The following is a 25,966-nucleotide window of genomic DNA, read 5'->3' as shown; positions in this document are numbered from 1 at the left end:
TAGGAACATCTGAAACCATGAAGACCTCTCTGGCCATGCCTCTCTTTTGTGGTCAGGAACGCTTTTGTGGCGAGGGAGCTTGCTCCCGCTCGGTCGCGTAGCGGCCGCAAAAGCTTAGGGCTGCTTCGCAACCCAGCGGGAGCAAGCTCCCTCGCCACAGGGTTTTGCATCGCCAGGTTTATCCCGGGACAAAACTCACCCGTACCTTCAGCCCACGCTCCTGCCCGTCGTGCAAGGTGATCTGCGCTAGATGCGCGGATATCGAAGAAGCGCGGTCGATGTTCTACTAGGAACATCTGAAACCATGAAGACCTCTCTGGCCATGCCTCTCTTTTGTGGTCAGGAACGCTTTTGTGGCGAGGGAGCTTGCTCCCGCTCGGTCGCGTAGCGGCCGCAAAAGCTTAGGGCTGCTTCGCAACCCAGCGGGAGCAAGCTCCCTCGCCACAGGGTTTTGCATCGCCAGGTTTATCCCGGGACAAAACTCACCCGCACCTTCAACCCACGCTCCCGCCCGTCGTGCAAGGTGATCTGCGCCAGATGCGCGCGGCAGATTTCGCCGACGATCGCCAACCCGAGGCCCGAGCCGGCCACTTGCTGGTTACGTCGATAGAACCGCTCGAACACCCGGTCCCGCTCATGCAACGGAATGCCGGGGCCATCGTCCTCGACTTCCAGCACCGCCGGCGCTGACACCCGCAGGATTACGTTGCCGCCCGACGGCGTGTGGGCCAGGGCATTGTCCACCAGATTGCTCAACAGCTCGTTCAACAAGGTCGGCTCGCCCCGCAGCCATACCGGTTCGTCGGCCTCCAGGGCCAGCGCCACGCCTCGGGCATGGGCCAGCGGGGCCATGGCCATGCCCAGCTCACGGGCCAACTGGCTCAGATCGAGCAACTGCGCACCGCCTTCGGCAATGGCCCGGGCGCCATTTTCCACCCGCGCCAGGGACAGCAACTGGTTGGCCAGGTGGGTCAATCTATCGGTCCCCTGGGCCGCGGTTTCCAGGGTTTCCCGCCAGGTCACCGGCTCGCTGGCGCGCAAGCCCAGCTCCAGGCGCGCCTTGAGCGCGGCCAAGGGCGTGCGCAGTTCGTGGGCGGCATCGGCGATGAACTGCGCCTGACGTTCGAACTGCCCGCGCAGGCGCTCGGTGAAATGGTTGAGGGCCCGCACCAGCGGCCATAACTCGTGCTGCACCTCCACCAGCGGCAACGGCCGCAGATCGTCCGGCTGACGCTCCTCCACTGCCGTGCGCAAACGCTCCAGCGGGCGCAGCGCCGCGCTGACGGCGAACCACACCAACAGCAGCGCGCCCACGGCCAGCATGCCCAGGCGCAACAGCGTGTCGGCCATCAGGCTGCGGGCCATGCTGACCCGCGCCTCTTCAGTCTCGGCCACGCGAATTTCCGCCATGCCGTTCATGTTCGGCTCGCTCACGGCCTTGAGCAGGCTCACCACGCGCACGTTCTGCCCCTGGTATTGAGCGTTGTAAAAACGCGCCAAGGCTGGGTAGTCGTCCGTGCGGGGCGTTCCGGGCGGCGGGCCGGGAAGGTTTTCGTAGCCGGAAATCAACTTCTTGTCGATGTCGTTGACCTGGTAATAAATGCGTCCGGCACTGTCGTAGGCAAAAGTGTCCAGGGCCACGTAGGGCACATCCGCGCTGAGGCTGCCGTCTCGCTGGGACAGGCCAGCGGCGATGGTCCGGGCCGAGGCCAGCAGGGTCCGGTCATAAGCGGTGTCCGCCGCTTCGCGACCGTTCCAGTAGGCGCTCAAACCGCTGGCGAGCATCAGCACCACCAGCAGCAAGGCCAGGTTGCGAAGCAACCGCCAGCGCAGGCTGTCGGGCTTATGCATTGCGGTTTTCCAGCAGGTAGCCCAAGCCGCGGAACGTCACGATCGCCACCGCATGGCCGTCGAGTTTCTTGCGCAGGCGATGGACGTAGATTTCGATGGCGTCGGGGCTGGCCTCTTCGTCCAGGCCGAACACCTGGGCCGCCAGTTGTTCCTTGCTCATCACCCGCCCTGGCCGGGCAATCAACGCCTCCAGCACGGCTTGCTCGCGGGATGTCAGGGTCAGCAGTTCGTCGTCGAGGGTAAAACGACGGGTGTCCAGGTCATAGACCAGCCCGCCACAACGTTGCTGGCGTTCGCCGCCCAGTACGCTGCGGCGCAGCAGGGCCTTGACCCGGGCCTCCAGCTCGGTGAGCTCGAATGGCTTGGCCAGGTAATCGTCGGCCCCCAGGTTGAGGCCATGGACGCGGTCCTTGACGTCGCTGCGGGCAGTCAGCATCAGCACCGGCAACGTCTTGCCACGGGCCCGCAGACGCGCCAGCACCTCGAAACCGTCCATGCGCGGCAGCCCGACATCAAGGACCGCCACGGCGTATTCCTCACTGCTCAAGGCCAGGTCGGCCGCGACGCCATCATGCAACACATCCACGGTCAAACCGGTGCTCTTGAGCGCCTGGGCAACGCTTTCGGCGAGCTGCAGATGGTCTTCGACGAGCAGGACACGCATGGGTTATTCCTCGATTCAGGGATGGCCGACGCCATTCTTTGGCGCGGAGTTTACAGCCGCATCCGCCACTGTGAAGCCAAAAAACACGCTGAAAGGTTTTGAAAGGTTAGCGAAAGGTTGGGCCGTTAGAGTCTTGAAACGGACAGTTACGACTGCCGGTCGCGAAACAGATCGCGAACGAAAAACGCCTCGAAGCGTTTTCGCCGAATAAAAACAATAAGCGGAGTATTCATCATGCTGTCCATGCACCTCCAGGCCTTCACACCCGCCCCTCTTTTACGCTCCAACCAGACTACCCTTGCCTGTGCCGACGCCTGCGCCGATTTGCATCGACGACAAGGTGCATGCGCGCAACGTGACCTGCCGCGTCGTTGAAACGCTGCGCAGTTGCGCTACAGCTTCAAGCTTGCAATGCCCCATCTACAACACACAACAACAACTCCTGTGGAGACAACAATGAACCTATCACTGCGTAAAGTAGCCCTGGCAGCCGGATGCCTGATGTTCGCCGGGCAATTGCTCGCCGCTGATCCATCGAAAGAGCCGAAGCGCCCGGAATGCATCGCCCCGGCCTCCCCCGGTGGCGGTTTCGACCTGACGTGCAAGCTGGCGCAAAGCGCGCTGGTCAACCAGAAGCTGCTGACCAAACCGATGCGCGTCACCTACATGCCCGGCGGTGTCGGCGCGGTGGCCTACAACGCAGTGGTCGCCCAGCGCCCGGCCGACGCCGGTACGCTGGTGGCCTGGTCCAGCGGCTCACTGCTGAACCTGGCCCAAGGCAAGTTCGGTCGTTTCGATGAAAGTGCCGTGCGCTGGCTGGCCGCCGTGGGCACCAGCTATGGCGCCATTGCCGTGAAAAGCGATTCGCCCTACAAGACCCTCGACGATCTGGTACAGGCCCTGAAGAAAGATCCGGGCTCGGTGGTGATCGGCTCCGGCGGCACCGTCGGTAGCCAGGACTGGATGCAGACCGCCCTCATCGCCAAGGCCGCCGGCATCAACCCTCGCGACCTGCGTTACGTGGCCCTCGAAGGCGGCGGCGAAATCGCCACCGCACTGCTTGGCGGGCACATCCAGGTCGGCAGTACGGACATTTCCGACTCCATGCCGCACATCCAGAGCGGCGACATGCGCCTGCTCGCCGTGTTTGCCGAGAAGCGCATCGACGAGCCGGAGATGAAGGACATTCCGACCGCTGTGGAACAAGGCTACAACATCGTCTGGCCGGTGGTTCGCGGCTTCTACCTCGGGCCGAAGGTCAGCGATGAAGACTACGCATGGTGGAAAGACGCTTTCGACAAGCTGCTGGCTTCCGAAGAGTTCGCCAAGCTGCGCGACCAGCGCGAGCTGTTCCCGTTTGCGATGACCGGTCCGGAACTGGACACCTACGTGAAGAAGCAAGTGGCTGATTACAAGGTGCTGGCCAAAGAGTTCGGCCTGATCCAGTAATCCTCCCTGTTCTCGCGGCGGCGCCGGCACAACCGGCGCCGCCCAGGAGTTAGTCATGCTCACCATCCAACGTATTTTTGCCGCGGTGCTGCTGCTGGCCTGTATCGGCCTGGCGCTGATGGCCTGGCCGTATCAGGCCGCCTTTTCCTACGAACCGGTCGGCCCGCGCGCCTTTCCTTTATTGATCCTGGGACTGATGGGCCTGGCGCTGCTGTACATGCTGTTTCGCCCTACGCCCGTCGTACACAGCGAGGACGACCCGCAACTGGACCGTGAAACCCTGCAGAAGATCGGCATCTGCGTCGCGCTGCTGCTGGTCTTCGCCGGGACCTTCGAACCCCTGGGCTTCATCGTCGCCAGCATCTTGGTCGGTGTGCCGATGGCGCGCCTGTATGGCGGTCGCTGGGTACCGAGCGTGGTGATCATCAGCCTGATGGCCATCGGTCTTTATCTGTTGTTCGACAAGCTGATGGACGTGCCGCTGCCCCTGGGCCTGCTCGACGTCCTGGAGAATTGATATGGATACCCTGAATTATCTCGGCCAGGGTTTTGGCGTTGCACTGACCCCCTACAACCTCGTCACGGCACTGAGCGGTACCCTGATCGGCACCGTGGTCGGCCTGCTGCCGGGCCTGGGCCCGATCAACGGCGTGGCGCTGCTGATCCCGATCGCCTTCGCACTGGGGCTGCCGCCGGAGTCGGCGCTGATCCTGCTGGCGGCGGTGTACCTGGGGTGCGAATACGGCGGGCGTATCAGTTCGATCCTGCTTAACATCCCCGGTGAAGCCTCCACCGTGATGACCACCCTCGACGGCTACCCGATGGCCCGCCAAGGCCTGGCCGGGGTGGCGTTGTCGCTGTCGGCGTGGAGTTCGTTCATCGGCGCGCTCATCGCCACCTGTGGCATGGTGCTGTTCGCACCGTTGCTGGCCAAATGGGCGATTGCGTTCGGGCCGGCGGAATACTTCGTCCTGATGGTGTTCGCCATTGTCTGCCTCGGCGGCATGGCCGGCGATCGTCCGCTCAAGACCTTCATCGCGGCGCTGATCGGCCTGTTCCTGTCCAGCGTCGGGATCGATGCCAACAGCGGCGTCTATCGCTTCACCGGTGACAACATCCACCTGACCGACGGGATTCAGTTCGTCGTGCTGGTGTTGGGCTTGTTCTCCATCAGTGAAATCCTGTTGCTGTTGGAGAAAACCCATCGCGGCCAGGAAGCGGTGGAAGCCACCGGGCGGATGATGTTCAACCTCAAGGAAGCCGCCTCGGTGTTCTGGGTGAACATCCGCTGCGGCGTGCTGGGTTTCATCATGGGCGTATTGCCTGGGGCGGGCGCGACCCTGGCCAGCGCCGTGGCCTACATGACTGAAAAACGCATGGCCGGTGCCAGTGGCACGTTCGGCCAGGGCGACAAGCGTGGCCTCGCGGCGCCGGAAACCGCCATCGGCGGCGCAGCCTGCGGTGCGCTGGTGCCGATGCTGACCCTTGGCGTTCCCGGCTCGGGCACCACGGCAGTGATGATCGGCGCGCTGTCGCTGTACAACATCACCCCCGGTCCCCTGCTGTTCCAGCAACAGCCGGACATCGTCTGGGGCCTGATCGCCTCGTTGTTCGTCGCCAACATCATGCTGGTGATCCTCAACATCCCGATGATCCGCATCTTCACCCGCATCCTGGCCGTGCCGAACTGGGCGCTGGTACCGGTCATTGCGATCATCACCGGGATCGGTGTCTATGCGGTGCATGCCACCACGTTCGACCTGTTCCTGATGATCGGCATCGGCATCTTCGGCTACATCCTGCGCAAGTTGGATTTCCCACTGTCGCCGGTCTTGCTGGGCTTCATCCTCGGCGGGCTGATGGAGCAGAACCTGCGCCGTGCGCTGTCGATTTCCAACGGTGCGCTGGAGATCCTCTGGTCGAGCCCGATCACCTTCGGTTGCTGGATCCTGACGGCGATCATGTTGTTCCTGCCGCTGCTGCGCATCTGGCGTCGTCGCAGTGCCCAGCGTCGTGCCCTGGCCAATGTCTGAGGCAACAACCTTCAGACAATGGTGGGGAACACCGCTGGTCGGTCTGGCCGGCGGTTACCTGGCCAGCCTGATCGGCTGGCCCCTGCCCTGGATGGTCGGCTCGTTGTTGGCGATCATCCTGGTGCGCTGTCTCACGCCGTGGCAATTGATGGAAATCCCCGGCGGCCGCAAATGCGGCCAATGGGTGGTGGGCATCGGTATCGGCCTGCACTTTACACCGGTGGTGATGGAGCAAGTCCTGAGCCACTTCGGCCTGATCTTCTTCGGCGCGCTGATCACCAGCGTGTCCAGCGTGGTGAGTGTCTGGCTGATGCGTCGCACCGGCGAGGACCGTGCCACCGCGTTCTTTTCGAGCATGCCGGGCGGTTCCGGCGAAATGGTTAACCTCGGCGCCCGCAACGGCGCGGACCTCAGCCGCGTTGCAGCGGGCCAGAGCCTGCGGGTGCTGGTGGTGGTGTTGTGTGTGCCGGCGGCCTTCAAGTACTTGTTGGGTGAAGGTACGCCGATGCAACACGCCACGACGGTGGACTGGCTGTGGCTGGCGATCCTGTTCCCGGCGGGCGCCCTGCTCGCCTGGGTCTGGGAGCGCTTGCGCCAACCCAATCCCTGGTTGTTCGGGCCGTTGCTGGTGAGCGCGGCGGTGAGTGTCGGTTGGGACCTGCACATTGGCCTGCCCGACGGCGCCAGCCAGCTTGGCCAGTGGCTGATCGGCAGCGGGTTGGGTTGTCATTTCAACCGGCAGTTCTTTCGTCGGGCACCGTCATTCATGGGGCGCACGTTGGTTGGCACGGTGTTGACGATGCTGATCGCCACACTGGCAGCCCTTGGCTTGAGCACCTTGACCCATCTGGATCTGCGCTCGTTGACGTTGGGCATGATGCCCGGCGGCATCGCGGAAATGAGCCTGACGGCGGAGACGCTGCAACTGTCGGTGCCGTTGGTGACGGCGTTGCAAGTGATGCGGTTGTTGTTCGTGCTGTTCCTGGCAGAGCCGTTGTTCAGGTATTGGACGAGCAGGTCGGCGTCGGATTTGTAGACCGAGTTGTCTTCATCGCGAGCAGGCTCGCTCCCACAGGAGTCCTGCGGCGAGCACACATTTTGCGTCCCACCACAAAACCTATGTGGGAGCGAGCCTGCTCGCGATGGGGCCCGCTCGACTAGCTCATCAAACCGGCGGCAACCGCCACTCGATCGGCTGCTCGCCATGCTGCTGGAGAAACTTGTTGGCCCGGCTGAAATGCCCGCAGCCGATGAAGCCTCGGTGGGCCGACAGCGGTGACGGGTGGACCGAGGTCAACACCAAGTGCTTGGTCGCATCGATCAACTTCTGCTTGCCCTGGGCATGGGCGCCCCACAGCAGGAACACCAGGTTCGGCTGGTGTTCGCTGACCACTTCGATGACCCGGTCGGTAAAGTGTTGCCAACCTTTCTTGGCATGGGCGTTGGCATTGGCGCGCTCCACGGTGAGGGTCGTATTGAGCAGCAACACGCCCTGGTCGGCCCAGCTTTGCAGGTAACCGTGATTCGGGATGTCGATGTTCAAATCGCGCTTCAATTCCTTGTAGATGTTCACCAGCGACGGCGGCGTCGGCACGCCCGGTTGCACCGAGAAGCACAAGCCATGGGCCTGGCCTGGACCGTGGTACGGATCCTGGCCGAGAATCACCACCTTGACCTTGTCCAGCGGCGTGGAATTGAGGGCATTGAAGATCAACGGTGCCGGTGGATAAATTTCCTTGCCGGCGGCGTATTCACTGCGCAAAAACTCGCGCAACTCCGCCATGTAGGGCTGGTCGAACTCGGCACGCAAGGCCTGCTTCCAGCTCGGTTCGAGTTTGATACGGTCGTCGGCAGTCATGGTTGCATCCGGTAAAAACAGTGGGCGCACCCTAGGAAAGCCTACAGGGCTTGTCAATTGATCTGACGCAGAACCGGCACTTTCCCACGCAGCGGTCATACTGAACATTCAAATTTCCGATCGAGGTCCCGATGAATCTGCACTTCGAAGAACTCACCGGCATCGACGGTGCCCGTATCGGCATCGCCACGCTGGATGCCGAAAAATCCCTGAACGCCCTGTCCCTGCCCATGATCAACGCCTTGCGTGATCGCCTCGATGCCTGGGCCCGAGAGCCGCAGGTCGTGTGTGTGCTGTTGCGTGGCAACGGCGCCAAGGCCTTCTGCGCCGGCGGCGAAGTGCGCAGCCTGGTGGAGGCCTGCCGCGCGCATCCCGGCGAAGTACCGCCGCTGGCGGCGCAATTCTTCGCAGCGGAATACCGCTTGGACTTCAACCTGCACACCTACCCCAAACCCCTACTGTGCTGGGGCCACGGTTATGTACTGGGCGGCGGCATGGGATTGCTGCAAGGCGCCAGTACCCGCATCGTCACGCCCAGCAGCCGCCTGGCGATGCCGGAGATCAGCATTGGCCTCTACCCGGATGTCGGCGCCAGTTGGTTCTTGTCGCGCCTGCCCGGCAAGCTCGGGCTGTTTCTCGGCCTGACCGGCGCCCACATGAACGCCCGGGACGCCATCGACCTGGGCCTGGCTGACCGCTTTCTGCTGGACGAACAACAGGACGATCTGATCGAGGGCCTGCTGCAACTCAACTGGCAGGAGCAGACGGAGATGCAGCTCAACAGCTTGCTCAAGGCCTTGCAGCAGGAAGCCATCACCCAATTGCCCGAAGCCCAATGGCTGCCGCGGCGGCCAAAAATCGACGAGTGGCTGGATGTCAGTGATGTGCGCTGCGCCTGGAAAGCCCTCAGCCTGTTGGTGGATCATCCTGATCCACTGATCGCCCGGGCCGCCAAGACCATGAGCGAAGGCTCGCCGCTGACCGCACATCTGGTCTGGGAGCAAATTGCCCGGGCCCGGCATTTGTCCTTGGCCGGTGTGTTCCGGATGGAATACACCTTGAGCCTCAACTGCTGCCGCCATCCGGAATTCAGCGAAGGCGTACGCGCGCGCCTGATCGACAAGGACCACAAGCCCCGCTGGCACTGGCCGGACATCAACCATGTGCCCGAAGCGGCGGTCGAGGCGCACTTTCACAAAGCGTGGGAAGGTCGGCATCCGTTGGCGGATTTGTCCAACGAATAAAGAACCTGGGTGACACACTGTGGGAGTGACATTCTGTGAGAGTGACATCTGTGGGAGCAAAGCTTGCTCGCGATAGCGGTATGCCAGTCACAGAGAGGCTGACTGCCCCCCTGTCATCGCGAGCAAGCTTTGCTCCCACAAGCCTTATCCCATCGGGTTTATTGCAGGCAGAAAAAAGCGGCGCTTAATGCGCCGCTTTTTTCTGCCCTGGGATCAGCGGTGGTTGCGTCGTCCATCGTGATCGCCGCGTCCACGATCATAATCACCGCGTCCCCGATGATCACGCCCGCCTCGACCCCGTCGGTCATCATTCCAGCCACCCCGGTTATGGCCGTCCCAGCCCCCACGGTGTGGATAAGGTCGGTACGCCGCTCGCGGCGGCGAGTAGTGGCGTGGGCCATGTTGGTAGTAACGCGGTGCCGAGTAGTAGCGCGGCGCCGGTTGGTAATACCGCGGGGCGTAATAACCACGCGGTGCCGAATAATAACTCCCGCCACCGTAATAGACAGGCGCCGGTGAGGTGTAGACCTCGGAACGGTAGTAGCTCGAGTCTCCGTCGTAATAAGGCACGCAGGCCGAAAGAGTCAAACCGAGAAACGCAATGAGCAGCAGTCGTCGATACATGGCGGCCTCCTGGACCGCGGATGGGCCACATCAGCGACGCTGATGGGCGGCAGTCATCTATTGGGTGACTGACGATTAATCTGACAGCGAAATCGAGATCTGGTGCGCTCCAGCAATAAGTTGAAACATGTAGCTCTTTGCCTCATGCCGGTGCGCAGCGGCACCACAATTGCGCACCCCGCCAGTCCCCAGCCACCGTCTTGCGGCACCCGCCCTCTCTGGACCGGGCCTTGACTCCAGTTGGCACGGCTCTCGCTTTAACAAACTCCGTGCAGGAGTCATCACAGGTTCGCGGCACCACAATTTGCAATGGCTGACTAGGGTTCCGGCTCGCTTCTGGCGAGTGGCTGGTCCGAGAGTTGGCGACCTCCAGTTGAGGTTACACGGCGGGACAAAAGCCCGGGAGACAAGCCACCGTTCGCGGTGCCGCGTTGCTCCTGTCCGCCCTTGATCAACTGGAGAACCACCATGCTCAAGCTTCGTCTTTCCGCCCTGCTCCTCGCTGCCCTCTCGGCCCTCGCGAGCTTCTCATCCGCCGCCGCCCAAAAAGACCACTTCAGCGTCTGCTGGACCATTTACGCCGGTTGGATGCCCTGGGAATACGCCGGTAGCCAAGGCATCGTCGATAAATGGGCGAAAAAGTACGGCATCCAGATCGATGTCGTGCAGCTCAACGACTACGTCGAATCCATCAACCAGTACACCGCCGGTCAGTTCGACGGCTGCACCATGACCAACATGGACGCCCTGACCATTCCCGCCGCCGGTGGCGTGGACAGCACCGCACTGATCATCAGCGATTTCTCCAACGGCAACGACGGCATCGTCCTCAAGGGCGAGGGCAAGAAAGTCGCCGACCTCAAGGGCATGGACGTCAATCTGGTGGAACTGTCGGTGTCCCACTACCTGCTGGCCCGTGCCCTGGATTCGGTTGGTCTCGCCGAGAAAGACTTGAAAGTCATCAACACCTCCGACGCCGATATCTCCGCCGCCTTCAACACCGACCAGGTCAAGGCCGTCACCACCTGGAACCCGATGCTCTCGGACATCAAGGCCCAGCCAGGCGTGAGCGAAGTGTTCAACTCCAGCCAGGTGCCCGGCGAGATCATGGACATGATGGTGGTCAACACCCAGACCCTCCAGGACAACCCCGCCCTGGGCAAAGCGTTGACCGGCGCCTGGTTTGAAGTGGTGGCACTGATGAACGCAAAAAACGCCGCGAGCAAGACGGCGCTGGAACACATGGCCAAAGCTTCGGGCACCGACCTGGCCGGCTTCCAGGCGCAACTGGACACCACCAAGCTGTTCGCCACGCCCAAGGAAGCCCTGAGCTTCGCCACCAGCGAGCAACTGCCCGCCACCATGGGCAAGGTGGCCGAGTTCTCGTTCCAGCACGGCTTGTTGGGCGAAGGCGCCAAGGGCACCGACGCGGTCGGCATGACGTTCGCCAATGGCCTGACCCGCGGCGACAAGGCCAACCTCAAGCTGCGCTTTGACCCGACCTACGTACAGCTGGCCGCCGACGCCAAGCTGTAAACCGGAGGACCTGGCATGCGCCTGATCAACCGCTACCCGGATCGTCCCAGCCGCTTGTTGCTGGTGATCCTGCCATTCGCGCTGGTGTTGTTCGCCTACTTCATGGGCTCGGCCGAACGGTTGACGGACAACCCCAACGACAAGCTCCTGCCCAGCGCCGTGCAAATGGCCGACGCGGTCAAACGCCTGGCCTTCACAGCCGATGCCCGCAGCGGCGACTATCTGCTCTGGCAAGACACCGCGTCGAGCCTGCGTCGGTTGGCCATCGGCCTGGGCATCAGCGCCCTGGCCGGGCTGTGCCTGGGCATAGCCGCCGGTACGCTGCCACTGTTTGGCGCACCGCTGTCACCGTTGCTCACCGTGGTGTCGATGGTGCCGCCGCTGGCCATCCTGCCGATCCTGTTCATCGTCTTCGGTCTGGGCGAACTGTCGAAAGTGATGCTGATCGTGATTGGCATCACACCGTGCCTGGCGCGCGACCTGGAACAGCGCGCCCGGGAAATTCCGCCCGAGCTGCTGATCAAGGCCCAGACCCTCGGTGCTTCAACCTGGACCCTGATGCTGCGGGTGGTGCTGCCGCAACTGCTGCCGCGCCTGTTGATTTCCCTGCGGCTGATGCTCGGTTCGGCCTGGCTGTTCCTGATCGCCGCTGAAGCCATCGCCTCTACGGATGGGCTGGGCTATCGGATTTTTCTGGTGCGTCGTTACCTGGCGATGGACGTGATCTTGCCGTATGTGATGTGGATCACCCTGCTCGCCTGGCTGATGGACTGGGGCCTCAAGCGCCTGACCCGCCGAGCGTTCCCCTGGTACGAGGGGGCGAAGGCATGAGCTTCATTACGGTGAACAACGTCTGGCAACAGTATGCCGACCAGGTGGTCCTGGAGCGTTTGAACCTGAGCGTCTCTGAGGGTGAGTTCTGCACCCTGGTGGGCGCGTCGGGTTGCGGCAAGTCGACCTTCCTGCGCTTGCTGCTGGGCCAGGAACGCGCCAGTCGCGGACAAATCCTGCTGGATGGCCAGCCGTTGGCCGGTGAACCCGACGCGAGCCGGGGCGTGGTGTTCCAGCGCTACTCGGTGTTCCCGCACCTGACGGTGCTGGACAACGTGACCCTGGGCCTGGAGTTGCCGCGCTCGCCGCTGTTGGGCCGCCTGTTTGGCAGCGCCAAGCACCAGGCCCGCGAAGACGCCGCGCAACTGCTGGACAAGGTCGGCCTGGGCCATGCGCTGGATAAGTACCCGGCGCAACTGTCCGGCGGCATGCAACAGCGGCTGGCGATCGCCCAGGCACTGATCATGAAGCCGCGTGTCCTGCTGCTCGACGAGCCCTTCGGCGCCCTCGACCCGGGCATTCGCAAAGACATGCACGCCCTGTTGCTGGAGCTGTGGCGCGAAACCCGGCTGACGGTGTTCATGGTCACCCATGACCTGTCCGAAGGTTTCAGCCTCGGCACACGCCTGCTGGTGTTCGACAAGGTCCGTGTCGACCCGCACGCCCCCGGCGCCTATGGCGCACGCATTACCTACGACATTCCATTGAACAGCGACCGCCGCACCGCCCGTGCCGCCGTCGACGCCCTGCCCGCCGAACTGGCCGGCACGTTGCGTATCGCTTGAAAGGAGTTTTTACCATGACCGACTCGACCCAATTGTTTACACCTTTCGCCGAAGAACTGCTGCCCGGCGGCGGCCACCGTTCCTTCGTACTCAAGCGCGGTCAACTGCTGCGCCTGACCGACCTGCGCGGCGGGGCCAACGTGAGCCTGACGCTGCTCAACGCCAACGAAAAAACCGAACGGCTGAACCTGCCCGACAGCCTCAAATGCCAACACACCGCCAAGCTCACCACCGGCCATTGCCTCTACTCCGACATGGGCCGGGTGCTGGCGGCCATCACCGCCGACACCTGCGGCTGGAGCGACAGCCTCGGCGGTGTGCTTTGCGCTGAGGAAGTCGCTGAAAAATACGGTCAGGGCCGCTATCAGGAACTGCGCAACGGCTTCTTTCGCAACGGCACCGACAACCTGCTGGTGGAGCTGGGCAAATGGGGGCTGGGCCTGTCCGACCTGCTGATGACCCTCAACCTGTTCAGCCGGGTCGATGTCGATGAGGCCGGAGGCTTTCATTTCGTTGAAGGCAACTCCCAGGCCGGCGACTACATCGAGCTGTACGCGCCGATGGACACCCTGGTGGTGCTGACCGCGCTGCAGCACCCGATGGACCCGAACCCGCAATACGCCCCACAACCGCTCAAGCTCAGTTGGATGAACGCTGACGCCAGCGTCGCCGAGCACTGTCGCCATTCGCGCCCGGAAAACCAGCGCGGCTTCATCAACACCGACCGCCTGATCGCCTGAGGATCGCTGCCATGTCACTCGCCATCGCCACCGTACAAAAGCAGCCTGACGCCGCCATCTATCGCGCCACCATCCCCGCCGGGGAACCGTGGCTGGTGGAGGTCAAGAAGGGCCAGACCCTGCGCATCCTCGACCTGGAAGGCAACCAGGCGGTCGATACGCTGTTCTACAGCCTGGCCAACCCCAAGGAGCGCTACGACGTGCAGCGCACCCTGCGCCGGCAGAACAGCGTTTACCTGAGCACCGGCAGCGTGCTGTATTCCAACCTCGGCCACCCGATGCTGACCATCGTCGAAGACACTTGCGGGCGCCACGACACCCTCGGCGGTGCCTGCGCCCAGGAAAGCAACACCGTGCGCTACGCCCTGGAAAAACGCTACATGCACAGCTGCCGCGACAACTACCTGCGGGCCTGCGCCCACGACGGACGGCTGGGCAAGGGTGACATCGGGCCGAACATCAACTTCTTCATGAACGTGCCGGTGACCGCCGACGGCGGCCTGACCTTCGAAGACGGGATCTCGGCACCAGGAAAATACGTCGACCTGCGGGCCGAGATGGACGTGATCGTGTTGATCTCCAACTGCCCGCAACTGAACAACCCATGCAACGCCTACAACCCCACGCCAGCGGAGCTCTTGATATGGAACTGAAACTCACCCGCCTGCGCCGCTGGCTGTTTGTGTTGTGCCAGAGCCGGTCGGGGCAGTGCATCAAATAAACACAGATTTTATGAACACCACCCATCCCCTGTGGGAGCGAGCCTGCTCGCGATAGCGGTCTGTCAGTCACATTGATGCTGGATGTACCACCGCTATCGCGAGCAGGCTCGCTCCCACAAGGGGGGGGCAGTGGTGTTTGGAGGTTTGTCGCCAGGGACGACCCCGGCGGCCATCGAAAACTGCGGGACGGCCCGCATCCCAGTTCAGGCAGCACGCATGCCTGAGGGGGCAATGCCATGTTCGAAAAAATCCTGATCGCCAACCGTGGCGCCATCGCCTGCCGCATCCTGCGGACCTTGCGTGAGCTGAAGGTCGAAGGCGTCGCAGTGTATTCCCAGGCCGACGCCGCCAGCTTGCATATCCTCCAGGCCGATGAAGCCCACTGCCTGGGCGAAGGCGCGGCGGCCGGTACTTACCTGGCGGTGGACAAGCTTTTGGCGATTGCCAAAAGCAGTGGCGCGACCGCGATCCATCCCGGCTACGGCTTTCTCTCGGAAAACGCCGCCTTCGCGCAAGCGTGCGAAGCTGCCGGTATTGCCTTCATCGGTCCGACGCCAGAGCAACTGCGTGTGTTCGGACTCAAGCACACCGCCCGCGACCTGGCGCGTCGCCACGGCGTGCCGCTGCTCGAAGGCACCGAACTGCTCGACAGCCTCGACGCCGCGCTGTTGGCCGGCACACAGGTTGGCTATCCGGTGATGCTCAAAAGTACCGCGGGCGGCGGCGGCATCGGCATGCGCGTGTGTCGCAGCGCCGCCGACCTGAGCGAATCCTTCGAAGCGGTCAAGCGCCTGGGCCAGAACAACTTCAGCGACGCCGGGGTGTTCATCGAAAAGTACATCGAACGCGCGCGGCACCTGGAAGTGCAGGTGTTCGGCGACGGCCAGGGCCAAGTGATCGCCCTGGGCGTGCGCGACTGCTCGGTACAACGGCGCAACCAGAAAGTCCTCGAGGAAACCCCGGCGCCGAACCTGCCCGAGGGCATGGCCGAGGCACTCTGCACGGCGGCGATCCAGCTGGCCCAGGCCGTGAACTACCGCAGCGCCGGCACCGTGGAGTTCGTGCTCGACAGCGACGCGGGGCGCTTCTATTTCCTGGAAGTGAACACCCGCCTGCAAGTCGAGCACGGCGTCACCGAGCAGGTTTGGGACGTGGACCTGGTGCGCTGGATGGTGCAACTGGCGGCCGGTGATCTGCCGCCGCTGAGCGAGTTGCGCCAGGGATTGAAAGCCGAGGGTCACGCGATCCAGGCACGCTTGTATGCCGAGGACCCAGGCCGGGATTTCCAGCCAAGTCCGGGGCTGCTGACCGCCGTGAAATTCCCGGAGGCCGACGGCAAACAGTTGCGCATCGACACCTGGGTCGAGGCCGGTTGCCAGGTCCCGCCCTACTTCGACCCGATGATCGCCAAGGTCATTCGCTGGGCGCCGACCCGCGAGCAGGCGCGCCTGGGCTTGCACCAAGCGCTGGACGAAAGCGTGTTGTACGGCGTCGAAACCAACCGCCATTACCTGCAACAGATTCTCCTCGACCCGCCGTTTGCCAGCGGCCAACCCTGGACCCGCTGTCTGGAGGCATTGGTCTACCGCGCCAACACCGTGGAAATGCTCAGCCCCGGCACCCAGACCAGCGTCCAGGACTATCCCGGCCGTCTCGGTTATTGGGCGGTGGGGGTGCCGCCGTCGGGACCGATGGACAGCCGCTCGCTGCGCCTGGGCAATCGCCTGCTCGGCAACGAGGACGGTGCGGCGGCATTGGAAATCACCATGAACGGGCCGCTGCTGCGTTTCAACTGCGCTACCCGGGTGGCGGTGACCGGTGCGGTGATCGGCCTCACGCTCGACGGTGAAGCCGTGCCGATGAACACTCCGTTGTCGATTGCTGCCGGCTCTACCCTTGCGATTGGCAACATCGCGGGTGCCGGGGCGCGCAGCTATCTGTGCCTGCAAGGCGGCGTGCAAGTACCGGATTACCTGGGCAGTAAAAGCACCTTTACCCTCGGCCAGTTCGGCGGCCATGGCGGACGCGCGCTGTGCACCGGTGACGTGCTGCACCTGGCGCCGCTGGACAAGCACTCGACGCTGGCGCCAACGCGCGCACCGGTCCTGGAGTTGCCGAGCGTGCGGCAGATCCGCGTGATCTACGGTCCCCACGGCGCGCCCGAATATTTCACCGAGCGCTACATCCAGACATTCTTCGACACCGCCTGGGAAGTGCACTTCAACTCCAGCCGCACCGGCGTGCGACTGATCGGGCCGAAACCCGAATGGGTCCGCGCCGACGGGGGCGAGGCTGGGCTGCATCCGTCCAATATCCATGACAACCCCTACGCCATCGGTGCCGTGGACTTCACTGGCGACATGCCCGTCATCCTCGGCCCCGACGGCCCGAGCCTGGGCGGTTTTGTCTGCCCGGTGACGGTGATCGAAGCGGACCTCTGGCAGTTGGGGCAGCTCAAGGCAGGGGACAAGGTGCGGTTTGTGCCGGTAGATATCTCCACCGCCCGATCTCTCGCCTTGAAATGGGATCAATGTGGGAGCGGGCTTGCTCGCGAAAACGGTCTGTCAGATACATCAATGTTGACTGTGCCATTGCTTTCGCGAGCAAGCCCGCTCCCACAGGGGCTGGGGTCGCCTGTGGTGTTGGATATCGGCCAGGACGATACGCGCCTGGTGGCAAGGCTATCGGGCGACACCCATCTGCTGCTGGAAATCGGCGCCGCCGAACTGGACCTGGTCCTGCGCTTCCGCGCCCACGCCTTGATGCAGGCCTTGGAACACAAACAACTGCACGGCGTGATCGACCTGACGCCAGGCATTCGCTCGCTGCAAGTGCACTACCAACCCGAGCAAATGCCCCTGGCCGAGCTGCTGAGCATCGTCGTCGGTGAATGGGACGCGGTGTGCGCCGCGCAGGACCTGCAAGTGCCCTCGCGCATCGTCCACCTGCCGCTGTCCTGGGATGATCCGGCCTGTCAGCTGGCCATTGAAAAATACATGACCACGGTGCGCAAGGACGCGCCCTGGTGCCCGAGCAACCTGGAGTTCATTCGACGCATCAACGACCTGCCCAATCTCGACGAGGTGCAACGCACGGTGTTCGATGCCAGCTACCTGGTGATGGGCCTGGGGGACGTCTACCTCGGTGCGCCGGTCGCCACGCCGCTCGACCCACGCCACCGACTGGTGACCACCAAATACAACCCGGCCCGGACCTGGACCGCGGAAAACTCGGTGGGCATCGGCGGCGCCTATATGTGCGTATATGGCATGGAAGGGCCTGGCGGCTATCAGTTCGTCGGGCGCACGTTGCAGATGTGGAATCGGTATCGGGAGGTCGCTGCCTTCGACGGCAAGCCCTGGTTGCTGCGATTCTTCGACCAGATCCGCTTCTACCCGGTCAGTGCCGACGAACTGCTGCACATCCGCCGCGAATTCCCGCTGGGCCGCTTCGACCTGGAGATCGAGCACCGCCAGCTCAACCTTGCCGACTACCAGCGTTTCCTGGTGCAGGAAGCCGACAGCATCGCCGCGTTCCGACAACAGCAACAAGGCGCCTTCGACGCCGAGCGCGAGCGTTGGATCGCCAGTGGCCAGGCGCATTTCGACAGCGAAGAACCGACCATCGCGCCAAGCGAAGATTCGCAGTTGAGCGACGGTCAACTGAGTGTCGACAGCCACATCGCCGGCAACCTCTGGCAGGTGCAGGTCGACGTTGGCACGCGGGTCGCCGTCGGTGATGTGCTGGTCATTCTGGAGTCGATGAAAATGGAAATCCCGCTGCTTGCGCCTTCCGCCGGCGTGGTGCGCGAGGTGCGCGTGCAGCCTGGCTCGGCGGTGCGCGCCGGACAGCGCGTCGTGGTACTGGACCGTGACTGAACTCAATCAAAGGATTAACACGATGAACCTCTCTCTTCGCTTGGACGACCTGCGCAACACCTACCGCAGCGGCGAACTGACGCCACGCCAATTGCTGTTGGGCCTGCGAGAAAAGGCCGCGGCGCTGAACCCGGACTATCACCTATTCATCCACCTGCTGACGGCCGAAGAACTGGAACCCTACCTGACCGCATTGGAAAGCCGCGACCTGGAGAGCCTGCCGCTGTACGGCGTGCCGTTTGCCATCAAGGACAACATCGACCTGGCCGGCATTCCAACCACCGCAGCCTGTCCGGCATTTGCCTACGTACCGCCACGCTCGGCGACCATTGTCGAGCAGTTGCTGGCACTGGGCGCGATCCCCCTGGGCAAGACCAACCTCGACCAATTCGCCACCGGGCTCAATGGCACCCGCTCGCCCTACGGCGCCTGCCGCAACAGCGTGTTGCCCGACTTCCCGGCCGGTGGTTCGAGCGCCGGCTCGTCCTTGGCCGTGGCCTTGGGCGTGGCGAGTTTTGCCCTGGGCACCGATACCGCCGGCTCCGGTCGGGTACCCGCGGCGCTGAACAATCTGGTGGGATTGAAAGCCACCCTGGGGTTGATCTCCACGGCGGGCGTGGTCCCGGCCTGTCGCACGCTGGACTGCGTCACGACCTTCACGGCGACAGCAAAGGAAGCCAGCCAGCTCTTGGCGCTGACGGCCCGGCCAGACCCTCGTGACGACTACAGCCGCCGCAACCCGCGGTGGAACGATGGCATCGCATTCGGCGTGCCCCGGCGCTTTCGTTTCGGCGTGCCGCGCCAACAGGACTTGGCGTTTTTCGGCTGTCATGAAGGTCCGCAACTGTTCCAGGAAGCCATCGAGCGACTCGAACAACTGGGCGGCGAAGCCGTGGAACTGGACTTATCACCGTTCCTGGAGGCCGCACGGTTGCTGTATGAAGGCCCCTGGGTGGCCGAACGCTACAGCGTTGCCGGGCCATTGATGGAACGCGAGCCGGAGGCCGTACTGCCGGTCATCCGTGCGGTGCTGGCGAAAGCGCCTACGGTGGATGGCGTACAAACCTTCCGTGCCCGCTACCGTTTGCAAGCGCTAAAAGCCCTATGCGACCGGGCCATGGACACGCTCGATTGCGTCCTCACCCCGACCATCGGTCGTCCGGTGACCCTCGCCGAACTGGCCGCCGAACCGGTGCTGCGCAACTCGGAGCTGGGGTACTACACCAATTTCATGAACCTGCTGGACTACGCCGCCGTCGCCGTTCCCAGTGCTTTCATGAGCAACGGCTTGCCCTGGGGCGTGACGCTGTTCGGTCGAGCCTTCACCGATCAATACCTCTTGAGCGTGGCCGATGCCTTGCAACGGCAACAGAACAAAGCCTTGCCAGCGCCCGCCAACCCGGCGCGCCACGACCGGGCGCGGCTGGTCGTGTGCGGCGCCCACCTGGACGGGTTGGCGCTGAACTGGCAGCTCAAGCAACGCAGTGCCCAACTGATCGAGGCCACCCAAAGCTCAGCGGATTACCGTCTCCACGCCTTGGCCGGCGACCCACCCTTGCGTCCCGGCATGGTTCGGGTCAGGGAAGGCGGCGTGGCGATCGAGGTCGAGGTCTGGGAACTGCCGAGCAGTGAACTGGGCTCGTTCCTGACGGGTATTCCCGCACCGTTGGGGCTGGGCAAGGTGCAACTGGCCGATGGCCGCTGGGAAAGCGGATTCATCTGCGAGCCGTATGGCCTGGAAGGCGCGCGGGACATCAGTCACCTGGGAGGATGGCGGGCTTATCTGCGTAGCCTGGAATAAGGCTGAACCAGTGGTGAGGGCACTTGTTCCTCATCACCGTCCTACAAACCTGAAAATCCGAATGTCTTTTCCCACAAGGCCACTAAACTGACTTCATTGGGTCTGCGCCAAGGGAATCGCCATGTCGCTCCGTTCGCCGTTGTATTCCCAGCGCAAGCCGCTGCTTGCCGTGGTCGCGCTGCTCGGTACAGGTTTCCTGATCATTGCATTGCTGGGCTATTACGCGGCCCATGTCTCGGTACGCGAGCACATTCTCAAGACCCTGTATGTGAACCTGCTGATCGGCCTGCTCGTGACACTGGCTGTCCTGGCCATCCTCTATCGGCTAATCAACAGCTACCAACAGCGCATCGATGCCCAGGCCACCCTAGACGGCCTGACCGAATTGCCTAACCGCCGTGGCTTCGACCTGCTGGCCGTGCAAGCCCTGCACGAAGCCCAGCGCGAGCCCAGGCCCTTGACGGCGCTGCTGGTGGAGCTGGACGACTTCAAGCGGCTGGACACCACCCACGGTCATATCGCCACCGATCAACTGCTGACCGGCTTCGCCCGCAACCTGACCGAGAGCCTGCGGCATTCGGACATCGTGTGTCGTTGGAGCGCCGACGCCTTCGTCGTCCTGCTCAAGGACACCGATGGACAGACCGGTCTGAGAATCGCTGAGAAAATTCGTCAGCACATCGAAAAACAGCGTTATTTCTGCAGTGGAAAACAATTGCAGGTCACCGTCAGCCTCGGGCTCACCACCCTGCAGGACGAAGACACCTTGCACAGCCTGCTGTCGCGGACCGATCATGCGCTGCAACGCGCCCGGCAGACCGGGTGCAACCGAACCTGCGTGGAAATGCCTCACTCCAGTTATGAATAAACCCGACCTTTGCCCGGCCTGCGGCAGCACCAACGACTGCACCCTGGCCGATCCACGAACCGCCGACCGGGCCTGCTGGTGCTACAGCGTAAGCATTGACCCGGCCGTGCTCGAAGCATTGCCGGCCGAGCTGCGGAATCAGTCCTGCCTGTGCCCGCATTGCGCGCGGGTCGACATCCAGTTGCGCGCCAAGCCCCGGCCAATCGCGTAAGATGCCCGCCCTCCGCTGCCCTGCCTGAACTGCCCATGCGCGTCGACCGTTTCCTCAGCAATCTGCCGCGATTCAATCGCCAACAAGTGCGCCTGTTGCTGGTGGAACGCCGAGTGCGAATCGACGGCCAGACCGTCAGCGATCCCCATGCCCCGGTACGTGAGTTCAGTCGTGTCCAAGTCGATGACGACGTGCTGCAAGCCGGCCGCCCCGCGCGCTACTTCATGCTGCACAAGCCGCCCGGCTGTGTCAGCGCCACGCGCGATCCGCAACACCCTACCGTGCTCGACTGGCTGGACGAACCGGACAAGGACGATCTGCATATCGCCGGGCGCCTGGATTTCAACACCACCGGGCTGATGCTGATCACCAATGATGGAACCTGGTCCCGACGCCTGACCCAACCGCAGACCAAACTGCCCAAGGTCTACTACGTCGAAACCGAGCAAACCATCACCGCCGAATACGCCGACACCTTCGCCCGAGGCATGTACTTCGCCTTCGAAGACCTCACCACCCAGCCGGCAGAACTGACACTGCTGGGGGAAAAGTCGGCGCGCTTGAGCATCGTGGAAGGACGTTACCACCAGGTCAAACGCATGTTCGGCCACTTCAACAACAAGGTGCTGCGCCTGCACCGCGAGCGCATGGGCCCGCTGGTGTTGGACGCTCATTTAGCGCCTGGCCAATACCGGGCCTTGCGCCCTGAAGAAGTCCAGCTCATCTGAGCCCGCTACCGCTGGGCAGAAGTGTCGAACAATTTTCCGATAGGGACTTGCGCAACGGTCGCCCCCCTGCTTGAATCAAACCGTCGGCCGAAATGTGACCGATGAGTCACCTCATACCTCTAAGAAACTTTTTGCCGGCGGGAACCCTCAGGTTCCGCCTTATCCGCCCGGCAAACTGCCCGCCATAACAATACCCGTCGACCGGCTTTCATGGATCGACATGGGCCTTATCTTCCAGGCGTATGCCTACCTGTCACATTGCCCGTGCAATCTCATTGCGCGCATACCCGCTTGCCAGGAGTCTTATGACATGAGGCCAGAAATCGCTGTGCTGGATATACAGGGTCAGTATCGGGTTTACACGGAGTTCTATCGCGCAGACGCCGCACAAAAGACCATCATCCTGGTCAACGGCTCAATGGCCACCACCGCGTCGTTTGCACAGACCGCCAAAAACCTCTACCCGCAATTCAACGTCGTGCTGTACGACCAGCCCTACGCGGGCAAGTCCAAGGCCCACAATCGGCACGAGAAAATGCTGACGAAGGAGATCGAAGGGCAGATCCTCCTGGAACTGATCGACCACTTCGCCGCCGAGCACGTGCTGTCGTTTTCCTGGGGCGGCGCCGCCACCCTGAGCGCCCTGGCCCAACGGCCACGGCGCATCGAAAAAGCGGTGATCAGCTCGTTCTCGCCGGTGCTCAATGCGCCGATGCGCGACTACCTGGAGCGTGGTGTGGACTACCTGGGCAGCCTGGACGGAGACCGTGTCGGCCACTTGGTCAACAGCACCATCGGAAAGCATCTGCCGCCGCTGTTCAAGCGCTTCAACTATCGCCATGTCAGCAGCCTGGCCGAGCACGAGTACGGGCAGATGCACTTCCACATCACCGACGTGCTCCACAGCGACCAACAGTGCTATATCAACGCGGCCAAGAAAATCAACGTGCCGGTGCTATTCCTGAACGGCGAATGGGATGAATACACCTCGGCCGACGACGCCAGGCTGTTCGCCAACCACGTCGAGCACAGCACCTTCAGCACGCTGCAAGCCACCGGGCACTTCCTGGACATGGAACACAAGGCCGCCTGCCGCGACAGCCGCAACGCCCTGATGGCTTTCCTCACACCGGAACCCCACGAAAGCCGACCGCGCTACAGCTACGTGCAGGGCTACCATGCACTGGCCATCTGAAACCGAGTCCTGGCGAGCAAGCCCCTTCGCCCCTTCAGCACAGGGGCTTGCCCGCCAACGACCGCTCTGGTTTGAGGCTCGCGTAGACGACTGGTCGCACACGATGCGAAGAAAAACTTCAAATCCGTGCCCACATCTGGTACAAAGTCAGCCGCTCTGAGCGGGTGTCGTATAATGGCATTACTCCAGCTTCCCAAGCTGATAACGAGGGTTCGATTCCCTTCACCCGCTCCAATCGAATTCTGGTCCTGCGTTGTGTGTTTTTGACGGGGGATTAAAAAAACCGGCTCTTGGTGGCCGGTTTTTTTTGGTCTGGTGTTTTGTGGGGTTTTGCTCCCTTGGTGGTCGCGCCGAAGATCTACATGTCGATCTGCTTGTGAAGCACATTGATAATTCTGGACGCCTCTACAAGGCTGGCGTTGACAAGATCGACTACCATATCCCCGAGAAGCATACGCGACACGATCTGATGGCCATGCTTGGGATAAATGACGGAGCAACCCCATGTTTACCATGAAACTCGGATCCACAAAGGAGTCCACGAGTCCATTCGCAGACTTCATTCGTAATGCGAAATCGGAAGAAAAAAAACGCGTCTACAGTGAAGTACTGACCGAAGCTACCAAAAAACAGAATGAAGTGATGTTGGCTGCCCGAGCAAAGCAAGCCTGATCACGTTGCTGGATTCCAAAACTGCCCGGCCGACCGCCGGGCTTTTTCATTCTGCCGTAACCTGCTTTCACGCTCTGGCGCCTACGGGCACGCCGGCAAGTTTGCAAAGCCGACTATGGCCAGCGGGACGTTGCGCAACCTCAACAACGGGACCTTTGCAGGAAAAATAGATAATTGTCCTGAGAACAATGAGTCCCGTGGCGAGGGAGCTTGCTCCCGCTTGAGTGCGAAGCGCTCACAAGAGGGGCTGCTGCGCAGCCCAGCGGGAGCAAGCTCCCTCGCCACGTCTCGCGTTCCCCGGCAGATTTGTAGGTAAAATCCGAGAATTGCGTAGGGCGCGCGCTTACTTTGCTTTTCGGCCAGTTTTCGCCTTGTTGCCCTTGCCCTTCGATGGCTACTCTCCAGACGTCGCTGCAAATCAGCGATCGGGCTTGGAAACCCGTGAGTCACGAAACCGCACGCCTCATAAGTGCAGAGGTAGTTTTACGCCTGTAAACTTGTGTTTTTGGCGGCTGTGCGTGGGACGCCTCTGGGCGTGCCGGTTTCCTTGACTCCCGGTTTCCAACCTGCGCACAGCTGCCACCCATTCGCTTGGAACGAAAGTGGCAGCTACAGACGTCAAGGAGCTAGACAATGCACAGCAACTCGCTTTTCGATCATTCGTTCAACTCTCGGCCTCACTACCTCGTCATCAACGGAGGCAGGCCATGAACGAAGATACCCCCCTCAAAACCATCGGCTACACCCCTTCAACTATTCCGCTGATCGAGCACTGTTCCGTGTCAACGGCGGCGTCCCCATCCAAGAGGCATTGGAACGGGCGTCGGATCTTTTGCATCTCGCTCACCGGCTTGCCGAAGACGCGGCGTTTGAAAAGAACACCGACCGCTACGCCTGGGCTGCGCATTTTTTATTGGAAATGAGTAAGGCAGTGATTGATGACGTTGTGAAAGTCATTACGCCTAGGCCAACAACCGTCCCGAAAGAAAGAAACGAGAAAGAATAGGCCTCCATGCCTGCCAGTGAAATGCAAGGCACTGCGAAGCCTATCGGGCCCCGCTGCTTCGAGCATCGGGGCTTTTTACACTGAACTCCCGCAAATTTTAAATAATCCTCCGCCCATGACGGAGCTTTAGGATGCTCGATAAAACACCAATAGTATGATAATTTCTTGCGTTAATAGTCACTCCCCAGGGGATTCAGACATGGGAACCGTTCGTAAAACCATCACCGTCACTGATCAGCAAGACGGTTGGATCAAAGCGCAGATCGAAGCGGGACACTACACCAATGATAGTGAGTACATTCGGGATCTAATTCGGCGAGAGCAGGAGCGGAGCATGCAACTTGAAGCTATCCGGCTTGCCCTTGAGGAAGGTGAGTCCAGTGGGAAACCTCGCTCATTCGATCCCGATGCATTCAAGAAAAGAATGCTGACTGCGCATGGCTGAATACCGTCTTACACCTGCTGCCGAACATGACCTAGAAGTAATCTGGACCTATACCGCCCAGCAATGGGGTGTGGCACAAGCCAATCGGTATATCGACATCATCACAACAGCATTTTCTGAGCTGGCGCAACAGCCCAAAACGGCTCCAGCGTGTGACCACATCCGGCCTGGTTATCGTCGGTGGAGCGTCGAACGGCACATGATTTACTTTCGAATCACCGCTTACGGGGTTGCGATCATTCGTATCCTGCATGATCGGATGGATACATTTCGAAATCTATGAACGTTAGTCCCCCGTTTCTAAATATCCAGCGCCTAACAGCCGTCTCAGCCCCCAGGCAAATGCCCCAACGGCAGCGCCCCCGGCGTCTTCACCGTATTAATCGCAAAGTTACTCCGGATATCGCTGATCCCGGGCAATTTCAACAACTGCCCCGTGACAAAACGGTCATAAGCCCGCAGGTCCGGCACCACGACTTGCAATAGAAAATCCGATTCGCCCGATACCAGGAACGCCGAGATCACTTCGGGCAATGCCGTCACTGCCTGGCGAAATGCTTCGGCTCGCTCGTCGTTGTGCCGTTCGACCTTGACGCCGACGAAGATCGTCAGCCCGAGGCCCACTTCGTCGCGGTCCAGGACGGCTTGGTAACCGCGAATTACCCCTGCCTCTTCGAGCATCCGCACGCGGCGCAGGCAGGGTGACGGGGACAGGCCGATTTCTTCAGCCAGTTGCACGTTGCTCAGGCGCCCGTCGCGTTGCAGTGCGACGAGGATTTTGCGGTCGAAAGCGTCCAGTTTCATGACTTGGCATTTTCCGATTGG

General features: G+C 62.0%; 23 protein-coding genes, 1 tRNA gene, 2 pseudogenes and 1 riboswitch. Of the genes and pseudogenes, 21 read left to right on the top strand and 5 right to left on the bottom strand.

The genetic code is table 11. From position 1 onward, the window contains the following. Window positions 1–465: 465 nt before the first annotated feature. Window positions 466–1,851 (bottom strand): sensor histidine kinase, encoded by a 1,386-nt coding sequence (locus tag HU767_RS23165; RefSeq protein ID WP_186730557.1) that lies wholly within the window; start codon window positions 1,849–1,851, stop codon window positions 466–468. Then, the gene (locus HU767_RS23160; protein WP_003198779.1) at window positions 1,844–2,515 is read right to left on the bottom strand and encodes a response regulator; all 672 of its coding nucleotides are present in this window, start codon (window positions 2,513–2,515) and stop codon (window positions 1,844–1,846) included. The genes HU767_RS23165 and HU767_RS23160 overlap by 8 nt, the downstream gene beginning before the upstream one ends. Window positions 2,516–2,971: 456 nt before the next feature. On the opposite strand from HU767_RS23160, the gene HU767_RS23155 reads away from it, so the two are divergent. Genes HU767_RS23155 through HU767_RS23140 form a run of 4 tightly spaced genes read left to right on the top strand, consistent with a single transcriptional unit; the run spans window position 2,972 to window position 7,033 of the window. After that, entirely contained in the window at window positions 2,972–3,964 is a 993-nt protein-coding gene (locus HU767_RS23155; RefSeq protein WP_186704541.1) for a tripartite tricarboxylate transporter substrate binding protein, read from the top strand. Window positions 3,965–4,019: 55 nt separating this feature from the next. Then, window positions 4,020–4,481: a tripartite tricarboxylate transporter TctB family protein gene (locus HU767_RS23150; protein WP_186704540.1), complete on the top strand. Its 462-nt coding sequence runs from the start codon at window positions 4,020–4,022 to the stop codon at window positions 4,479–4,481. Between the two features lies 1 nt (window position 4,482). After that, on the top strand, window positions 4,483–5,997 hold the full coding sequence (locus HU767_RS23145; protein ID WP_053120026.1) for a tripartite tricarboxylate transporter permease: 1,515 nt from the start codon (window positions 4,483–4,485) through the stop codon (window positions 5,995–5,997). Beyond that, window positions 5,990–7,033, top strand: coding sequence for an AbrB family transcriptional regulator (locus HU767_RS23140; protein WP_186730556.1), 1,044 nt, complete (start codon window positions 5,990–5,992; stop codon window positions 7,031–7,033). Before HU767_RS23145 ends, HU767_RS23140 begins: the two co-directional genes overlap by 8 nt. A 129-nt stretch (window positions 7,034–7,162) precedes the next feature. Here HU767_RS23140 and ung read toward each other — a convergent pair whose 3' ends face one another. After that, on the bottom strand, window positions 7,163–7,855 hold the full coding sequence (ung, locus tag HU767_RS23135; RefSeq protein WP_186704538.1) for a uracil-DNA glycosylase: 693 nt from the start codon (window positions 7,853–7,855) through the stop codon (window positions 7,163–7,165). A 131-nt stretch (window positions 7,856–7,986) separates the two neighbouring features. On the opposite strand from ung, the gene HU767_RS23130 reads away from it, so the two are divergent. Further along, complete coding sequence (locus HU767_RS23130) at window positions 7,987–9,099, top strand: enoyl-CoA hydratase/isomerase family protein (protein ID WP_186730555.1); 1,113 nt, start codon at window positions 7,987–7,989, stop codon at window positions 9,097–9,099. Window positions 9,100–9,312: 213 nt separating this feature from the next. On the opposite strand, the gene HU767_RS23125 is transcribed toward HU767_RS23130, so the two are convergent. Then, entirely contained in the window at window positions 9,313–9,723 is a 411-nt protein-coding gene (locus tag HU767_RS23125) for a hypothetical protein (RefSeq protein ID WP_186704536.1), read from the bottom strand. Window positions 9,724–10,029: 306 nt separating this feature from the next. Continuing rightward, a riboswitch (guanidine-I (ykkC/yxkD leader) is annotated at window positions 10,030–10,131 on the top strand. A gap of 60 nt (window positions 10,132–10,191) precedes the next feature. Between HU767_RS23125 and HU767_RS23120 the strand changes: the two genes are divergently transcribed. The 16 genes and pseudogenes from HU767_RS23120 to HU767_RS23045 all read left to right on the top strand — a co-directional run bounded on the left by HU767_RS23120 (window position 10,192) and on the right by HU767_RS23045 (window position 25,424). Next, on the top strand, window positions 10,192–11,259 hold the full coding sequence (locus HU767_RS23120) for a putative urea ABC transporter substrate-binding protein (protein ID WP_186704535.1): 1,068 nt from the start codon (window positions 10,192–10,194) through the stop codon (window positions 11,257–11,259). A 15-nt stretch (window positions 11,260–11,274) separates the two neighbouring features. Further along, window positions 11,275–12,090: an ABC transporter permease gene (locus HU767_RS23115; RefSeq protein WP_186730554.1), complete on the top strand. Its 816-nt coding sequence runs from the start codon at window positions 11,275–11,277 to the stop codon at window positions 12,088–12,090. After that, a complete protein-coding gene (locus HU767_RS23110; RefSeq protein ID WP_186704534.1) occupies window positions 12,087–12,875 on the top strand; it encodes an ABC transporter ATP-binding protein in 789 nt (262 codons plus the stop codon). The genes HU767_RS23115 and HU767_RS23110 overlap by 4 nt, the downstream gene beginning before the upstream one ends. A 14-nt stretch (window positions 12,876–12,889) precedes the next feature. Then, window positions 12,890–13,615, top strand: a complete 726-nt coding sequence (locus tag HU767_RS23105; RefSeq protein ID WP_186704533.1) for an urea amidolyase associated protein UAAP1 — start codon at window positions 12,890–12,892, stop codon at window positions 13,613–13,615. 11 nt (window positions 13,616–13,626) lie between these two features. Beyond that, the gene (locus HU767_RS23100) at window positions 13,627–14,268 is read left to right on the top strand and encodes an urea amidolyase associated protein UAAP2 (RefSeq protein ID WP_024616098.1); all 642 of its coding nucleotides are present in this window, start codon (window positions 13,627–13,629) and stop codon (window positions 14,266–14,268) included. Between the two features lie 305 nt (window positions 14,269–14,573). Further along, the gene (gene uca / locus HU767_RS23095; protein WP_186730553.1) at window positions 14,574–18,215 is read left to right on the top strand and encodes an urea carboxylase; all 3,642 of its coding nucleotides are present in this window, start codon (window positions 14,574–14,576) and stop codon (window positions 18,213–18,215) included. 22 nt (window positions 18,216–18,237) lie between these two features. After that, the gene (atzF, locus tag HU767_RS23090) at window positions 18,238–20,016 is read left to right on the top strand and encodes an allophanate hydrolase (RefSeq protein ID WP_186730552.1); all 1,779 of its coding nucleotides are present in this window, start codon (window positions 18,238–18,240) and stop codon (window positions 20,014–20,016) included. A 250-nt stretch (window positions 20,017–20,266) separates the two neighbouring features. Then, window positions 20,267–20,884, top strand: a pseudogene (locus tag HU767_RS23085) (GGDEF domain-containing protein); the annotation flags it as partial. Continuing rightward, window positions 20,877–21,095 carry a cysteine-rich CWC family protein gene (locus tag HU767_RS23080; protein ID WP_186730550.1) on the top strand — a complete coding sequence of 73 codons (219 nt, stop codon included), beginning with the start codon at window positions 20,877–20,879 and terminating at the stop codon, window positions 21,093–21,095. The pseudogene HU767_RS23085 and the gene HU767_RS23080, both read left to right, overlap by 8 nt. A gap of 35 nt (window positions 21,096–21,130) precedes the next feature. Then, the gene (locus HU767_RS23075; RefSeq protein WP_186730549.1) at window positions 21,131–21,823 is read left to right on the top strand and encodes a pseudouridine synthase; all 693 of its coding nucleotides are present in this window, start codon (window positions 21,131–21,133) and stop codon (window positions 21,821–21,823) included. Between the two features lie 310 nt (window positions 21,824–22,133). Further along, the gene (locus HU767_RS23070; RefSeq protein WP_186730548.1) at window positions 22,134–23,018 is read left to right on the top strand and encodes an alpha/beta hydrolase; all 885 of its coding nucleotides are present in this window, start codon (window positions 22,134–22,136) and stop codon (window positions 23,016–23,018) included. A gap of 160 nt (window positions 23,019–23,178) precedes the next feature. Next, window positions 23,179–23,252: transfer RNA gene (locus tag HU767_RS23065), tRNA-Gly, on the top strand. Window positions 23,253–23,522: 270 nt separating this feature from the next. Beyond that, window positions 23,523–23,690, top strand: a complete 168-nt coding sequence (locus tag HU767_RS23060; protein ID WP_003198738.1) for a hypothetical protein — start codon at window positions 23,523–23,525, stop codon at window positions 23,688–23,690. Window positions 23,691–24,397: 707 nt separating this feature from the next. Next, a pseudogene (locus tag HU767_RS23055) lies at window positions 24,398–24,696 on the top strand (DUF3077 domain-containing protein). Between the two features lie 199 nt (window positions 24,697–24,895). Then, window positions 24,896–25,141, top strand: coding sequence for a type II toxin-antitoxin system ParD family antitoxin (locus tag HU767_RS23050; RefSeq protein ID WP_186730547.1), 246 nt, complete (start codon window positions 24,896–24,898; stop codon window positions 25,139–25,141). After that, window positions 25,134–25,424, top strand: a complete 291-nt coding sequence (locus HU767_RS23045) for a type II toxin-antitoxin system RelE/ParE family toxin (protein ID WP_186730546.1) — start codon at window positions 25,134–25,136, stop codon at window positions 25,422–25,424. The genes HU767_RS23050 and HU767_RS23045 overlap by 8 nt, the downstream gene beginning before the upstream one ends. 44 nt (window positions 25,425–25,468) lie before the next feature. On the opposite strand, the gene HU767_RS23040 is transcribed toward HU767_RS23045, so the two are convergent. Further along, a complete protein-coding gene (locus tag HU767_RS23040) occupies window positions 25,469–25,945 on the bottom strand; it encodes an Lrp/AsnC family transcriptional regulator (RefSeq protein WP_186730545.1) in 477 nt (158 codons plus the stop codon). Window positions 25,946–25,966: the final 21 nt, after the last annotated feature.

This window comes from Pseudomonas sp. SWRI179 (genome assembly GCF_014268705.1).
Lineage (GTDB): Bacteria > Pseudomonadota > Gammaproteobacteria > Pseudomonadales > Pseudomonadaceae > Aquipseudomonas > Aquipseudomonas zanjanensis.
The sequence above is the reverse complement of the archived record's forward strand: the minus strand, read 5'-3'. Positions and strand labels throughout refer to the sequence as shown.

Coding starts and splice junctions, on each gene's coding strand:
- HU767_RS23165 (WP_186730557.1), bottom strand. CDS start 1,851: ATGCATAAGCCCGACAGCCTGCGCTGGCGGTTGCTTCGCAACCTGGCC.
- HU767_RS23160 (WP_003198779.1), bottom strand. CDS start 2,515: ATGCGTGTCCTGCTCGTCGAAGACCATCTGCAGCTCGCCGAAAGCGTT.
- HU767_RS23155 (WP_186704541.1), top strand. CDS start 2,972: ATGAACCTATCACTGCGTAAAGTAGCCCTGGCAGCCGGATGCCTGATG.
- HU767_RS23150 (WP_186704540.1), top strand. CDS start 4,020: ATGCTCACCATCCAACGTATTTTTGCCGCGGTGCTGCTGCTGGCCTGT.
- HU767_RS23145 (WP_053120026.1), top strand. CDS start 4,483: ATGGATACCCTGAATTATCTCGGCCAGGGTTTTGGCGTTGCACTGACC.
- HU767_RS23140 (WP_186730556.1), top strand. CDS start 5,990: ATGTCTGAGGCAACAACCTTCAGACAATGGTGGGGAACACCGCTGGTC.
- ung (WP_186704538.1), bottom strand. CDS start 7,855: ATGACTGCCGACGACCGTATCAAACTCGAACCGAGCTGGAAGCAGGCC.
- HU767_RS23130 (WP_186730555.1), top strand. CDS start 7,987: ATGAATCTGCACTTCGAAGAACTCACCGGCATCGACGGTGCCCGTATC.
- HU767_RS23125 (WP_186704536.1), bottom strand. CDS start 9,723: ATGTATCGACGACTGCTGCTCATTGCGTTTCTCGGTTTGACTCTTTCG.
- HU767_RS23120 (WP_186704535.1), top strand. CDS start 10,192: ATGCTCAAGCTTCGTCTTTCCGCCCTGCTCCTCGCTGCCCTCTCGGCC.
- HU767_RS23115 (WP_186730554.1), top strand. CDS start 11,275: ATGCGCCTGATCAACCGCTACCCGGATCGTCCCAGCCGCTTGTTGCTG.
- HU767_RS23110 (WP_186704534.1), top strand. CDS start 12,087: ATGAGCTTCATTACGGTGAACAACGTCTGGCAACAGTATGCCGACCAG.
- HU767_RS23105 (WP_186704533.1), top strand. CDS start 12,890: ATGACCGACTCGACCCAATTGTTTACACCTTTCGCCGAAGAACTGCTG.
- HU767_RS23100 (WP_024616098.1), top strand. CDS start 13,627: ATGTCACTCGCCATCGCCACCGTACAAAAGCAGCCTGACGCCGCCATC.
- uca (WP_186730553.1), top strand. CDS start 14,574: ATGTTCGAAAAAATCCTGATCGCCAACCGTGGCGCCATCGCCTGCCGC.
- atzF (WP_186730552.1), top strand. CDS start 18,238: ATGAACCTCTCTCTTCGCTTGGACGACCTGCGCAACACCTACCGCAGC.
- HU767_RS23080 (WP_186730550.1), top strand. CDS start 20,877: ATGAATAAACCCGACCTTTGCCCGGCCTGCGGCAGCACCAACGACTGC.
- HU767_RS23075 (WP_186730549.1), top strand. CDS start 21,131: ATGCGCGTCGACCGTTTCCTCAGCAATCTGCCGCGATTCAATCGCCAA.
- HU767_RS23070 (WP_186730548.1), top strand. CDS start 22,134: ATGAGGCCAGAAATCGCTGTGCTGGATATACAGGGTCAGTATCGGGTT.
- HU767_RS23060 (WP_003198738.1), top strand. CDS start 23,523: ATGTTTACCATGAAACTCGGATCCACAAAGGAGTCCACGAGTCCATTC.
- HU767_RS23050 (WP_186730547.1), top strand. CDS start 24,896: ATGGGAACCGTTCGTAAAACCATCACCGTCACTGATCAGCAAGACGGT.
- HU767_RS23045 (WP_186730546.1), top strand. CDS start 25,134: ATGGCTGAATACCGTCTTACACCTGCTGCCGAACATGACCTAGAAGTA.
- HU767_RS23040 (WP_186730545.1), bottom strand. CDS start 25,945: ATGAAACTGGACGCTTTCGACCGCAAAATCCTCGTCGCACTGCAACGC.